Annotated in this window: 10 protein-coding genes; all 10 read right to left on the bottom strand. The window is 69.7% G+C overall.

Annotated features, from left to right (window positions below; genetic code table 11):
- Window positions 1–3: 3 nt before the first annotated feature.
- Window positions 4–981 carry a galactofuranose ABC transporter, permease protein YjfF gene (yjfF, locus tag CDO81_RS16110; protein ID WP_088484249.1) on the bottom strand — a complete coding sequence of 326 codons (978 nt, stop codon included), beginning with the start codon at window positions 979–981 and terminating at the stop codon, window positions 4–6.
- Window positions 978–1,991, bottom strand: coding sequence for an ABC transporter permease (locus tag CDO81_RS16105; RefSeq protein WP_088484248.1), 1,014 nt, complete (start codon window positions 1,989–1,991; stop codon window positions 978–980). The genes yjfF and CDO81_RS16105 overlap by 4 nt, the downstream gene beginning before the upstream one ends.
- The gene (locus tag CDO81_RS16100) at window positions 1,988–3,547 is read right to left on the bottom strand and encodes a sugar ABC transporter ATP-binding protein (protein ID WP_088484247.1); all 1,560 of its coding nucleotides are present in this window, start codon (window positions 3,545–3,547) and stop codon (window positions 1,988–1,990) included. The genes CDO81_RS16105 and CDO81_RS16100 overlap by 4 nt, the downstream gene beginning before the upstream one ends.
- A 647-nt stretch (window positions 3,548–4,194) precedes the next feature.
- Complete coding sequence (locus CDO81_RS16095; protein WP_088484246.1) at window positions 4,195–5,145, bottom strand: ABC transporter substrate-binding protein; 951 nt, start codon at window positions 5,143–5,145, stop codon at window positions 4,195–4,197.
- 3 nt (window positions 5,146–5,148) lie between these two features.
- Window positions 5,149–6,696 (bottom strand): alpha-N-arabinofuranosidase, encoded by a 1,548-nt coding sequence (locus CDO81_RS16090; protein WP_088484245.1) that lies wholly within the window; start codon window positions 6,694–6,696, stop codon window positions 5,149–5,151.
- 202 nt (window positions 6,697–6,898) lie between these two features.
- Window positions 6,899–8,497: an aldehyde dehydrogenase (NADP(+)) gene (locus tag CDO81_RS16085; RefSeq protein WP_088484244.1), complete on the bottom strand. Its 1,599-nt coding sequence runs from the start codon at window positions 8,495–8,497 to the stop codon at window positions 6,899–6,901.
- A gap of 31 nt (window positions 8,498–8,528) precedes the next feature.
- Complete coding sequence (locus CDO81_RS16080; protein WP_088484243.1) at window positions 8,529–10,283, bottom strand: IlvD/Edd family dehydratase; 1,755 nt, start codon at window positions 10,281–10,283, stop codon at window positions 8,529–8,531.
- Between the two features lie 183 nt (window positions 10,284–10,466).
- On the bottom strand, window positions 10,467–11,759 hold the full coding sequence (locus tag CDO81_RS16075; RefSeq protein WP_158218308.1) for an AGE family epimerase/isomerase: 1,293 nt from the start codon (window positions 11,757–11,759) through the stop codon (window positions 10,467–10,469).
- Window positions 11,749–11,982 (bottom strand): DUF2805 domain-containing protein, encoded by a 234-nt coding sequence (locus CDO81_RS16070; RefSeq protein ID WP_088484241.1) that lies wholly within the window; start codon window positions 11,980–11,982, stop codon window positions 11,749–11,751. Before CDO81_RS16070 ends, CDO81_RS16075 begins: the two co-directional genes overlap by 11 nt.
- 33 nt (window positions 11,983–12,015) lie before the next feature.
- Window positions 12,016–12,930 carry a LysR family transcriptional regulator gene (locus CDO81_RS16065; RefSeq protein ID WP_088484240.1) on the bottom strand — a complete coding sequence of 305 codons (915 nt, stop codon included), beginning with the start codon at window positions 12,928–12,930 and terminating at the stop codon, window positions 12,016–12,018.
- Between the last annotated feature and the right edge of the window lie 12 nt (window positions 12,931–12,942).

The raw sequence follows: 12,942 nt of genomic DNA, 5'->3' as shown, positions 1-12,942 counted from the left end.
GCCTCAGGCCCCGGCCTTGCGCACCGCCAGCAGCCGCTGCACGGCGCAAAACAGGAACAGCAGCCCGCCGATGACCATCTTGGTCCACCAGGAGCTGAGCGTGCCGTCGAAGGCGATCAGGGTCTGGATCAGGCCCAGCACCAGCACGCCTGACAGCGCGCCGGCCACATAGCCATAACCCCCGGTCAGCACGGTTCCGCCGATGACGACGGCGGCGATGGCGTCCAGCTCCACGCCCTGGCCGTGCTGGCCGTAGCCACTGAGCATGTAGAAGGCAAAGAGCAGCCCGGCCAGCGAGGCGCAGCCGCCGCTGAGCGCGTACACCGCCACCTTGGTGCGGCCCACCGGCAAGCCCATCATGAGCGCCGAGGTTTCGTTGCCACCCAGCGCGTAGACCGTGCGGCCGAAGGCTGTGCCGTGGGCCGTCCACAGGCCCGCCGCCAGCACGGCGAGCGCAATGACCGCGCCGGGGGACAGGAAGGCGCCGCCCCACAGCGGAAGCTGCGTCTGCGACAGGCTCAGGAACAGAGGCGCGTCGATGGTGATGCTGTCCACGCTGATCAGGAAGCACAGGCCGCGCGCCAGGAACATGCCCGCCAGCGTGACGATGAAGGGCTGCAGCCGGAAGCCATGGATCACCAGCCCCTGCAACGCGCCGAACGCCACACCGCCCGCCAGCGCCAGCGCGATGACGGTCTCGGCCGGCCAGTGCGCCACCTGCAGCAGCCACGCCGCCACCATCGTGGTCAGCGCCATCACCGAGCCCACCGACAGGTCGATGCCGCCGGACAGGATCACGAAGCTCATGCCCACCGCGATGACCAGCAGGAAGGCGTTGTCGATGAGCAGGTTCAGCACCACCTGCGGCGACGCGAAGCCCGTGTAGCGGGCCGCACCCGCGGCGAAGAGCAGCGCCATCAGCGCCACGCTGACCCAACTCGTGAAGGACGGAGCCGCCAGGGCCCGGCGCCAGGCGTTCATGCCGACCTCCGGGACGTCCAGACCGACGACTGCGAGATGCAGACGGCGAACACCACGACCGCCTTCACGACCATGGTCACCTGCGGCGGCACGCCCAGCGCGTAGATCGTGGAGGTGAGGGTCTGGAGGATGAGGGCGCCGATGAGGCTGCCAGCCAGGCTGAAGCGCCCGCCGCTGAGCTGCCCGCCGCCCAGCGTCACGGCCAGGATGGCGTCCAGCTCCAGCAGCAGGCCGGCGTTGTTGGCATCGGCGCTCTTGATGTTGGAGGCGATCATCAGGCCGGCAAGGCCGGCGCCCAGGCTGCAATAGACGTACACGAAGCCCACCACCGCCGCGGTGTGCACGCCGGCCAGGCGGGCGGCGACCGGGTTGATGCCCACGGCCTGGATGAACAGGCCCAGCGCCGTGCGCTGCATCAGCAGGGCCGTGAGGCCGGCCACGGCGGCCACCACGAAGAACGACACCGGCAGCCCGAGCAGCCAGCCGCCGCCCAGCCAGAAGAAGCTCGCGGGCTCATAGACGGTGAGGATCTGCCCGTCCGCCATCAACTGGGCCAGGCCGCGGCCGGCCACCATCAGGATCAGCGTGGCGATGATGGGCTGCAGGCCCAGGGCCGAGACCAGCAGGCCGTTCCAGAGCCCGCACAACAGCGCTGCTCCAAGTGCCGCAGTGAGTGCCACAGCCAATCCATGCGAGCCGACCAGCGCGCACGCCACCGTGCCGGCGATCGCCACCACCGCGCCCACCGACACGTCGATGCCCTGTGTCGCGATCACCAGCGTCATGCCCAGCGCGGCCAGCATCAAGGGGGCTGCGCGGTGAAGGATGTCGACCAGGTTGCCGTAGAGGTGGCCGTCCTTGATCTCCAGGTGCAGGAAGCCCGGCACGCACACGGCCGCCGTGGCCAGCAGCAGGATCAGCGCGGCCAGCGGCCGGGCGAGGGGGTGGCGCAGCGCACGGGTCGCCGCTGTGGCGGGGCGCGGTGAGGGCATGGCGAGGCGCGAGGTCATGCGGGGCTGGTGGCGCTGGAGGCGCTGGAGGCGCTGGATTGGGCGGCGATGACTTCGAGCACGCTGCGCTCGTCCAGTTCACCCCGGGCATAGGTGCCGGCGGCGCGGCGGTCCCGCATCACCAGGACGCGGTCGCTGCAGTGCAGCACTTCGGGCAGTTCGGAGGAGATGAAGAGGAGCGCCATGCCCTGGCTGTCCTGGCGGTGGGCCAGGGTGCGCACCTGGTCCATCAGGTCTTCCTTGGCGCGCACGTCGATGCCGCGCGTGGGCTCGTCCAGGATCAACACCGCCGGCTGCGTGGCCAGCCAGCGGGCGAGCAGGGCCTTTTGCTGGTTGCCGCCGGAAAGTTGGCCGATGGGCGTGTCAGCGCTCGCCGTCTTGATGCCCAGGCGCCGGATGTAATCCTCGGCGAGCGCCTGCTGCTGTTCGCGGCTCAACACGCGCCGCAGCCCGGCGCGGGCCTGCAGGGCCAGCAGGATGTTGTCGCGCACCGAGAGGTCGAGCAGGGCGCCTTCGTGCTTGCGGTCTTCGGAGCAGAAGGCGATGCCCGCGGCGATGGCCTCGCGCGGTGAGCGCCACCGACGGGTGCGGCCTGCCGCGGTGATGCTGCCGGCGTCGGCTGCATCCGCGCCGAAGAGCAGCCGCGCCGCCTCGGTGCGGCCCGAGCCGAGCAGACCCGCCAGCCCCAGCACCTCGCCGCGCCGCACGGTCAGGTCCAGCGGCTGCAGTGCCCCACGCCGGGCCAGGCCGGTGGCGGTCAGCACCGGCTCGCCACTCGGGGCGGCCCGGCTCTGCAAGCGGCTGGGCTCTTGGTCGGGCGGAGCGCCCACCATCTTGTTCACGAGGGCCAGGCGGCTCAGCTCGCTGGCCAGGTACTCACCCTCGGTCTCGCCATTGCGCATGACCGTGATGCGGTCGGCCAGGGCGTAGGTCTGGTCGAGGAAGTGGGTGACGAACAGGATGGCCAGGCCTTGCTCGCGCAACCGCCGCAGCACCGTGAAGAGGCGCTGCACCGCGGCATCGTCCAGGCTGGAGGTGGGTTCGTCCAGGATCAGCACGCGCGCCGACAAACGCAGCGCTCGCGCAATCGCCACCATCTGCTGCACCGACAGCGAGTAGTGCGACAACGGCGCGGTGACGTCGATGGCCAGGTCCATCTGCCCCAGCACGCGCCGCGCCTCGGCGTGCACCGCCGCCCAGTCGATGCGCCGGCCCTGCAGCAGCGGCTTGCGCGGAAACCGCCCGGCGCAGATGTTCTCGGCCACGCTGAGGTTGGGGCAGAGGTTGACCTCCTGGTAGACCGTGCGGATGCCCAGCGCCTGCGCGTCTTCGGTGCGCGTCGGGGCGATGGCCCGGCCATCGAGGGTGAGGTGGCCGGCGTCAGGGGTGTAGAGGCCGGTGAGCACCTTGATGAGGGTGGACTTGCCGGCGCCGTTCTGGCCCATCAGGGCGTGGATCTCGCCGGGGTAGAGGCGAAGGTGGGCGTTGCTGAGGGCTTTGACGCCGGGGAAGGATTTGTGGAGGTTTGTGACCTCCAGCACCGGGGCTGGGCTCATGGGTGCCGCTCCGATGTCGGCTTATTGGCAAGGCCCAGCCGGGAATTCGCCCCGGCGGGCGACCTACTTTTTGTGTCGACAAAAAGTAGGCAAAAAACGACCCCTGCAAAACCGCCCCTGCGCTGCGCTTCGGGGTGCCCTGCGATGCTCGAAGCCCGGGGCCGCGCCCAACTCGCTTCGTTCGCTGCGCTCACTACGCTCAGACAAAGGGGCGCGAAGTCAGAAGTTGAAGCGCGCTGCGCGCGCGCCCCGGGCTTCTGTGCTTCTCGGCGGTTTTGAAGGGGAGACCCCGAACAGCCAACAGCCGAGCAGCCGAACAGCCGAGTTGCCAATCGCACAGGCCGGGCGTTTGAGGTATTTCGTCTTACCCCCTTGAGCGCCGCCGAGCAGCGCAAGGACTTGAGGGCGCGTGCGCAGCACGCTTCAACAACTGACTTCGCGCGGTTGTTTGAGCGCAGCGTAGCGAAGCGAGTTCCGCGCGAGCCCTCAAGGCCTGAGCAGCGCAGGGAACCCGAAGCGAAGCGGGGGGCGGCGCGGTCGGGGGGAGCTTTTTGCCTACTTCTTGGCGGGACAAAACGTAGGTCGCCCGCGGGGGCGAAATCCCCGCTGGGCCGTGCCAGCAACCCGGGCATCGACTGGTCCATGACTCAGTACTTCCGGTTCGGCAACTCCTTGGCCGCCACCTCCGCCGGAAACACCCCTTCCTCGACGGTGATCCGCTTCTCCACCGGCTTCTTCGCCACCACATCCTGCGCCAGCTGCATCAGCTGCGGCCCGAGCAGCGGGTTGCACTCCACCGTCACGTTGAGCTTGCCCGCCTTCATCGCCTCGAAAGCACCACGCACGCCGTCGATGGAGATGATGACGATGTCCTGGCCCGGCTTGAGCCCGGCTTCCTCGATCGCCTGGATGGCACCGATGGCCATGTCGTCGTTGTGCGCGAACAGCACGTCGATCTTCTTGTCGCGCTGCTTCAGGAAGGACTCCATCACCTCCTTGCCCTTGGCGCGCGTGAACTCGCCCGACTGCGAGCGGATGATCTGCAGCTTGGGGTTGGTCTTGATGACCTCCTCGAAGCCCTTCTTGCGATCGATGGCGGGTGCCGAGCCCACGGTGCCTTGCAGTTCGACGATGTTCAGCGTGGCGTTCGGCGTCTTGGCGGCGCGCTCCAGCAGCCAGCGCGCCGCCTTGCGGCCTTCTTCAACGAAGTCGGAGCCGATGAAGGTGACGTACAGCGACGGGTCGGCCACCTTCACCGCGCGGTCGGTCAGGATGACCGGGATGCCGGCGGCCTTGGCTTCCTTCAGCACGGTGTCCCAGCCGCTCTCCACCACGGGCGAGAAGGCGATGACGTCGACCTTCTGTGCGATGAAGCTGCGGAGGGCCTTGACCTGGTTCTCCTGCTTCTGCTGGGCATCGGCGAACTTCAGCGTGATGCCGGCCGCCTTGGCGGCGGCCTTGATCGAGGCGGAGTTGGCGGTGCGCCATTCACTCTCGGCGCCCACCTGCGAGAAGCCCATCGTGATCGGGGCGGCGAAGGCGGCCACAGGCAGCCACAGGGCGGCGGCGGTGAGCAGGGTGCGGCGGCGTGTAGACATGGTTCAACCCTCGATGGCAACGACAAGGACGGATTTGGCCGGCAGCTTCAGCGTCAGCCTGCCGCCCGCGGCCTGGGCCTCGTAGGCCTGCGGCAGCACCTGCGGCGCCTTGCCCAGTTCGTTCTGGGCGTCCATGGCCGCGGCGGTCAGCAGCTGTCCGCGAGCGGCCTTGGGGGAGGTGCTGCCGACCTGCACGGTCAGCTCGGCCGGCTGGTTCGCGTTCGCGTTGACCAGGCCGACGTAGAGCTTGCCATCCTTGCCACGGGCGGCGGTGGCCGACAGGCCCGGCATCTCGACCGCGCCGACCTTGTAGACCGGGTTGTCGTCGATGCGCACCGGCAGCGAGGTCGCGTCCTGGAAGGGCGTGTAGAGCTTGAAGGCGTGGTAGGTGGGCGTGAGCACCAGTTGGTCCTTGCTGGTGAGGATCATGGCCTGCAGCACGTTCACCATCTGGGCCACGTTGCTCATCTTCACGCGCTCGGCATGGGCGTGGAAGACGTGGAAGTGCAGGGCCGCCAGCAGCGCGTCGCGCAGGGTGTTGCGCTGCACGAGGAAGCCGGGGTTGCTGCCGGGCTCGGGGTCGTACCAGCTGCCCCATTCATCGAAGTAGAAGCCGACCTTCCTGGCGGGGTCGTGCTGGTCGAGGATGGCGGTGTTCTTGCGCACCCATTCGTCCACGCGCTGGGTGTGGGCCAGCGTCGAGATCCACTCGGCCTCGGGGAAGCCGACGGCCGAGCCCTTCTTCTCCCACTTGCCGGTGGGCAGGGTGTAGCCGTGGTGGGAGATGGCATCGAACGGCACACCCTTCAGGCCCTTGGCCAGCACCTCGGTCCAGTCGGTGCGGGCGTCGTGGCCGCCGCTGGCGATGAAGAGCGGGCGGTTCTTCTCGGGCGTCTTCAGGAAGGTGACGGCCTGGCGGTACAGGTCCACGTAGTACTCCGGCCGCATGTTGCCGCCGCAGCCCCAGCTCTCGTTGCCCACGGCGAAGTAGTGCACGCGGAAGGGCTTGTCGCGGCCGTTCTTGCGGCGCAGGTCGGTCAGCGTGGACTTGCCCTCGCCGGTCATGTACTCCAGCCACTCGGACATTTCCTGCGCACTGCCCGTGCCGAGGTTGCCGTTCACGTAGGCCTCGGCGCCGAGTTGCTCGACCAGGTCGAAGAACTCGTGGGTGCCGACCGCGTTGGTCTCGGGCACGCCTCCCCAGTTGGTGTTGATCTTGATGGGGCGCTTGTTGCGCGGGCCGATGCCGTCGCGCCAGTGGTACTCATCGGCGAAGCAGCCGCCGGGCCAGCGCACGAGGGGCACCTTCAAGTCCTTGAGCGCACTCACCACGTCCTTGCGCCAGCCGCGCACGTTGGGAATCTTGCTCTCCGGTCCCACCCACATGCCCTCGTAGATGCCGGTGCCCAGGTGCTCGGCGAACTGGCCGTAGATGTTGCGGTGGATGACGGGGCCGGGCTGGTCGGGGTTGATGACCAGCTTGGGGTCGGCGGCCAGTGCGCTCGCACCGACGGCCAGGGTGGCCACGAGGGCCAGCAGCTGCTTCTTCATGGGGTTGTCTCCTGGGTTGTCTTGATGTGGGTCTGCGCCGCGTGCCGTGGTTGAACACAGCCACCGAGGCACAGAGACACAGAGGCGCCGGGTCTTGTCGCCGGCTCGATGCCTGTCTGTGTCTGGATGTCGTCTTGGATTCCTTAGGGCCTCTCTGTGTCTCTGTGCCTCGGTGGCTGTGTTCTGCCAGCCGTGGACGCGGTCAATTGCGGGTCAGCACGCCATCGCGTCGCCGCCAGACGCCGCGTTCATTGGGCTCTCGCAGCACCGCCGGCAGCAGCGCGCGCGGCAGGTTCTGGTAGCAGACCGGGCGCAGGAAGCGCTGGATGGCCGCGGTGCCCACCGAACTGCTGCGTCCGTCGCTGGTGGCCGGGAAGGGGCCGCCGTGCACCATGGCGGTCGACACCTCGACGCCCGTCGGGAAGCCGTTGGCCAGGATGCGCCCCACCTTGCGCTCCAGCGTCGGCAGCAGGCGGCGTGCGGCGGCGAGGTCGTCGGCGTCGTCGTCCTGCAGCTGCAGCGTGGCGGTGAGCTGGCCCTCCAGGCCTTCGAGCACCGCCAGCAGTTCATCCATGTCACGGCAGGCGACCAGCAACGAGGCCGGGCCGAAGATCTCGGCGGACAGGGCCTGGTGGCTCAGGAAAGCTGCGCCGGTGGTCCTGAACAGGGCCGGCGCTGCCTGGCAGGCGCTCGATTCGCCGCGCAGCAGGGTCGTGACCTGGGGCTGGCCGGCGAGTTGGTCTTCATCGCGCTGGTAGGCGCTGGCGATGCCGGGCGTGAGCATGCTGCCTGCCGGCAGCGGCCGCAGGGCCTCGGTGGCGGCGTCGGCGAAGCGTTCGAAATCAGCCCCACCCAGGGCCAGCACCAGGCCGGGGTTGGTGCAGAACTGACCCACCCCCATCGTCAGCGAGGCGGCAAAACCGCTGGCGATCTCGGCGCTTCGGGCCTTCAGCGCGCCGGGCAGCAAGATGACCGGGTTGATGCTGCTCATCTCGGCGTAGACGGGGATCGGCTGCGGGCGCGCGGCGGCCGCCGCCATCAGTGCCAGGCCTGCGCGGCGCGAGCCGGTAAAGCCCACAGCCTGGATCGCGGCGTGGCGCACCAGGCTTTCCTCCAGGCCATGGCCGCTGCCCGGGGCGCTGCCCACGAGCAACGCGAACACGCCCGCGGGCTGTCCGCACTGCCGCACGGCCTCGGCCACTGCGCGGCCCACCAGTTCGCAGGTGCCCGGGTGGGCCGGGTGCCCTTTCACGACGACCGGGCAGCCGGCGGCCAGCGCGGCGGCGGTGTCTCCGCCGGCCACCGAGAAAGCCAGCGGGAAGTTGCTGGCGCCGAACACCGCGACCGGCCCCACGCCGACGAGGCGCAACCGCAGATCGGGCCGCGGCGGGGTGCGTGCGGGCAGGGCGGTGTCGATGCGGGCGTCCTGCCAACTGCCTTCGCGCAGCAGCTCGGCAAACAGCTTGAGCTGGTTGACGGTACGGCCACGCTCGCCTTCGAGCCGGGCGCGGGGCAGGCCGGTCTCGGCCATGGCGCGCGCGATGAGGTCGTCGCCCAGCGCCAGGATCTGCGCGGCGATCTGGTCGAGAAAGTCCGCGCGCTCGTGGTCGCTGGTTGCGCGGTAGGCGTCGAAGGCGGCACCGGCCAGCGCGCAGGCCTCGTTCACCTGCGCGGCATCGACGGCGTGGAAGTCAGGCCCGAGGGCTTCGTTCTTGCTCGGGTCGAAGGCCTGGAATACAGCACCCTTGCCGCGCACGGGCTGACCGCCAATCAGAGCGAGACCTTGAATGTTGTTGCTCATGTCTGCTCTGTGGCTGTGTCTGGATTTCATTTCAGTGGGAGTGGCGCGGCACGGCAGCGCCGCGCTTGCCGCGCAGGAAGTCGAAGTCACAGCCCTCGTCGGCCTGCAGCACGTGCTGCACGTAGAGGTGGCGGTAGCCGCTGGCGTCCATCGGGTCGACGGCCTGGGCTGCGGCCCAGTCCGCCAGGCGCCGGGCGATCTCGGCCTCGGGCACGTCCAGGTGCAGGCGGCCGGCGGCGCAGTCGAGCTCGATGACGTCACCTTCGCGCACGATGGCCAGCGGCCCGCCGGCGCGCGCTTCGGGTGCCACGTGCAGCACCACGGTGCCGTAAGCGGTGCCGCTCATGCGGGCGTCGGAGATGCGCACCATGTCCTTCACGCCTGCCGCCAGCAGCTTCGGGGGCAGGCCCATGTTGCCGACCTCGGCCATGCCGGGGTAGCCCTTGGGGCCGCAGTTCTTCATCACCAGGATGGAGCTGGCGTCCACGGCCAGGTCGGGGTCCATGATGCGCGCCTTGTAGTCGTCGAAGTCCTCGAACACGACGGCGCGGCCGCGGTGCTTCATCAGCGCCGGCGTGGCCGCCGAGGGCTTGAGCACCGCGCCGCGCGGCGCGAGGTTGCCGCGCAGCACGCAGATGCCGCCGTCTTCGATGAGGGGCCGGCTCAGCGGGCGGATGACCTCGTCGTCGTAGATGGGCGCGTCCTGGCAGTTGGCCCACAGGCTCTGGCCGTTGACCGTCAGCGCACCCGGGTGGGGCAGCAGGCTGGCTTCGCCCAGGCGGCGGATGACGGCCGGCAGGCCGCCCGCGTAATAGAACTCCTCCATCAGGAAGCGGCCCGAGGGCAGCAGGTCCACCAGCGTGGGCGTGCCGCGGCCGATGCGGGTCCAGTCTTCGAGTTCGAGGTCCACGCCGATGCGGCCGGCGATGGCCTTCAGGTGGATGACCGCGTTGGTGGAGCCACCGATGGCCGCGTTCACGCGGATGGCATTCTCGAAGGCGGCGCGCGACAGCACCTTGGACAGCGTGAGCTGCTCCCACACCATGTCGACGATGCGCATGCCAGAGAGATGCGCCAGCACATAACGGCGCGCATCAACGGCGGGAATGGCCGCGTTGTGCGGCAGCGAGGTGCCCAGGGCCTCGGCGATGCAGGCCATGGTGCTGGCGGTGCCCATGGTGTTGCAGGTGCCGGCCGAGCGCGAATGGCCCGCCTCCGCAGCCATGAAGTCGTGCAGGCTGATCTGGCCCGCCTTGACCTGCTCATGCAGCTGCCACACCGCAGTGCCCGAGCCGATGTCCTTGCCCTTGAGCTTGCCGTTGAGCATGGGCCCGCCGGTGACGACGATGGCCGGCACATCCACGCTGGCCGCGCCCATCAGCAGCGCCGGCGTGGTCTTGTCGCAGCCCACCAGCAGCACGACGGCATCCATCGGGTTGCCGCGGATGCTCTCCTCCACGTCCATGCTCGCGAGGTTGCGCGTGAGCATGGCGGTGGGGCGCAGGTTGCTCTCGCCGTTGGAGAACACCGGGAACTCGACGGGGAAGCCACCCGCCTCCAGGATGCCGCGCTTCACATGCTCGGCGAGCTTGCGGAAGTGGGCGTTGCAGGGGGTGAGCTCGCTCCAGGTGTTGCAGATGCCGATGATGGGCTTGCCCTGGAACTCATGGTCGGGAATGCCCTGGTTCTTCATCCAGGAGCGGTACATGAAGCCGTTCTTGTCCTGGGTGCCGAACCATTCGGCCGAGCGCAGCTTGACCTGGCGCTTCCTGTCCTCTGTCGTCATGGGGGAGGGTCTCGTTGTCGTTCCGGGCCGCAGGCGCGGTTTGCCGGCGAGAGACCATCCTAGGCAGGCCTGGCATGGCCATCCAATCAATTCAACGGCTGGGCTGATATCGATATTGACATCGCAACCCTCCACGCACGACCCGACCGGGCCCCTTGGCGAGACCCGGGCCGGCGCGCGCCCTCAGACCACCGGTCGCAGGGCCGTCTGGTGCAACCGCACCATGTGATAGGGCTCCGGCTGCTCGTCGCGGCAACTGCCGGTCTTGCACGGCAGGGCATCGGCCGCGCGCCAGCCGCCTTGCTCGGCATCCACGACCTGGCTCTTCACCAGGGCCAGCGTCTGCTCGTAGCGCCGCCAGAGGTCGGTGCGGCCCGAGGCCTGGGCGGCCACCATCAGGGCGTGCAGGCATTCGGCCTGCTGCCACCAGCCCTTGCGCCGGTCCACGGCCGTGCCGTCGGGGAAGGCGCGCGTGGCGCAGCCTCCCTCGGCCTCGTCGTAGGCGATGGTCATGGCGTAGGCCAGCACGCGCTCTGACACCTGGGCGTAGATGGGCGACACCACCGCGCCGCTCGTCAGCAGATGGGTCCATTCGAACTGGTGGCCCAGGTCGATCACGCCGCCCTCGGCCTTGGTGGCCAGCGGCTTCCAGTTCTCGTCGTACCACTCCGGGATGAGGGCGCCGCCGTCAGGCAGGCCCTGCAGCAGCTTGTTCACGACGAAGTCGCCCAGGCGCCGGGCGCCGGTCTCGGCCACCTTGTCGCCGCTGGCACTGCGCAGCAGCAAGAGGGCTTCGAACATGTGCATGACCGGGTTCTGCGTGCGCGGGCCCGGGCGGGGCTTGAAGTCCTGCTCGCACTCGGAGTGCAGGCCGCCGTGCGCGTCCAGGAAGCCCCGCTCGGTTTCCAGCCAGGCCTGTTGCGCGGCCTCGCGGAAGCGCACGTCGCCGCTGATGCGATACAGCTCCGCCAGTGCCAGCAGCACGAAGGCGTGGTCGTAGGCGTGCTTGCCGACGGACTTGGGTCGGCCATCGGGGCTGATGGTGTGGAAGTAGCCGCCATGCACCTCGTCGTGGAAGCGCATCAGCATCAGGCTCGCGGCCCGTTTGGCGAGGGCCAGGTAGCCGCCGTCGGGAATGAACTCATGCGCCGCCGCGAACGAGAACACCAGCCGGGCCTGGTCCACCAGGTAGACCTCGTCCCCGGCGCGGGGCTGCCAGCGGCGGTCGAAGCGGGCCTGGAAGCTGCCGTCCGGTTGCGGCGCATGCTTGTGCCAGCGCAGCATCAGTGCTTCGAGGTCGTCGCGGTGCCAGCCGGTGTCGATGCGGTTGCGGTAGCTGCTGTCGGGGTCGGTGCAGGCGGCAAGGCTAGCGATGAGTGCCAGCGCCCCCCGGCGGCTCAGGCCTGCGGCGGCGGCGCGGGGCAGAGGCAGCGATGGGGCAGGCAAGGGCAGCAGGCCTTTCACGTCAGCGTCCATGGGGCCAGGTCGCCTTCTTGGTCGGGCCTTTGCTGGTCTTGCCGCGCGCCGCCCAGACCTTGTAGGCGGCCGGCGTGAGCTCGCGCTTGAGCAGCGCCACCAGTTCGCCGTGGCCGATGCCATGCATCAGCAGCACCCGGTTGTAGGGCGGGACGTCTTCGAAGGCGGTGGCGATGACGCGCTTCACGTCTTCGGGGCTGAGTCGGGGGGCAGTCTTGGCCATGGGGGCGGATTGTGGCGTTGGCGGCCGGCGTCGTCAGCCCAGCACTTGGGTGAACAGCGCCCCTTGGTCGGTCAGGGCTTGCACGAGGGCGGGTGCCAGCCCCTCGCGGAACACCAGGTGCACCTGGACCGTCACCGGGTCCAGCAGCCGCCGGTAGGCCACGCCGGGGTAGCGCTGGCGTGCCAGGCCGCTGGGCAGCAGGGTGCAGCCGCGCCCGGCTGCGATCTGCGCGATGGTGGCGGAGGTCCCGGGCGCATCGGCCTCGCGAGCCGGCTGGAAGCCCAGCGCCTCGTACTGGCGCTGGTAGTGCGTCCACAGCGCCGGGTTCACGCGCCGCGCAAAGCGCAGGAACACCGGCCCGTCCTGCAGGTCGGCCAGCCGCAACGCCCGCTTGCGGGCCAGCGGGCTGCTGGCGGGCACCACGGCCACGTGGGCCAGCGTGGCCACCTCGGCGTGGCGCAGGCCCTGCAGGTCGTGGGGCATCGCGATCAGGGCGGCGTCCAGCGTGCGCTTGAGCAGGGCCGCCAGCAGTTCGGGGCCGGTGGCCAGCAGCGGCTCCAGCGGGGCCTGCCGGGTCGCGTCTCGCCAGGCACGGTCCAGCGTGGCGAAGGCGCTCATGTCCATCCACCAGGGCAGGCCCAGGCGCAGTCGCTCCGGGTCAGTGGGCTCGCCGGCCGCCACACCGGCCACGGCCGCGTCGAAGGCCTGCACGGCCTGTGCAAAAGCAGCGCGGGCCTGCTCGCCGGCGGCCGTCAGCCGGGTGCCCGGGCCGCTGCGGTCCAGCAGCGACACCCCGAGTGCCGCCTCCAGCGCGGCAATCTGGCGGGACAGCGGGGGCTGCGTCAGGTGCAGCCGCTCGGCCGCCCGGCGGAAGTTCAGCTCCTCGGCCACGACCAGGAAATAGCGCAGCTGCCGGATGTCGATGCTGCGGTGGGCGGCCGTGTTCATGCCGAAAAGGTA

Origin of the sequence: Roseateles puraquae (assembly GCF_002205845.1) — a bacterium.
Taxonomy (GTDB): Bacteria; Pseudomonadota; Gammaproteobacteria; order Burkholderiales; family Burkholderiaceae_C; genus Pelomonas; species Pelomonas puraquae.
Note: the sequence above shows the minus strand (reverse complement) of the source record. Positions and strands in the feature narration are given on the sequence as shown.

What these genes read in the sequence shown, in the direction of transcription:
- yjfF (WP_088484249.1), bottom strand. Translation starts at nt 981, where the DNA reads ATGAACGCCTGGCGCCGGGCCCTGGCGGCTCCGTCCTTCACGAGTTGG.
- CDO81_RS16105 (WP_088484248.1), bottom strand. Translation starts at nt 1,991, where the DNA reads ATGACCTCGCGCCTCGCCATGCCCTCACCGCGCCCCGCCACAGCGGCG.
- CDO81_RS16100 (WP_088484247.1), bottom strand. Translation starts at nt 3,547, where the DNA reads ATGAGCCCAGCCCCGGTGCTGGAGGTCACAAACCTCCACAAATCCTTC.
- CDO81_RS16095 (WP_088484246.1), bottom strand. Translation starts at nt 5,145, where the DNA reads ATGTCTACACGCCGCCGCACCCTGCTCACCGCCGCCGCCCTGTGGCTG.
- CDO81_RS16090 (WP_088484245.1), bottom strand. Translation starts at nt 6,696, where the DNA reads ATGAAGAAGCAGCTGCTGGCCCTCGTGGCCACCCTGGCCGTCGGTGCG.
- CDO81_RS16085 (WP_088484244.1), bottom strand. Translation starts at nt 8,497, where the DNA reads ATGAGCAACAACATTCAAGGTCTCGCTCTGATTGGCGGTCAGCCCGTG.
- CDO81_RS16080 (WP_088484243.1), bottom strand. Translation starts at nt 10,283, where the DNA reads ATGACGACAGAGGACAGGAAGCGCCAGGTCAAGCTGCGCTCGGCCGAA.
- CDO81_RS16075 (WP_158218308.1), bottom strand. Translation starts at nt 11,759, where the DNA reads ATGGACGCTGACGTGAAAGGCCTGCTGCCCTTGCCTGCCCCATCGCTG.
- CDO81_RS16070 (WP_088484241.1), bottom strand. Translation starts at nt 11,982, where the DNA reads ATGGCCAAGACTGCCCCCCGACTCAGCCCCGAAGACGTGAAGCGCGTC.
- CDO81_RS16065 (WP_088484240.1), bottom strand. Translation starts at nt 12,930, where the DNA reads ATGAACACGGCCGCCCACCGCAGCATCGACATCCGGCAGCTGCGCTAT.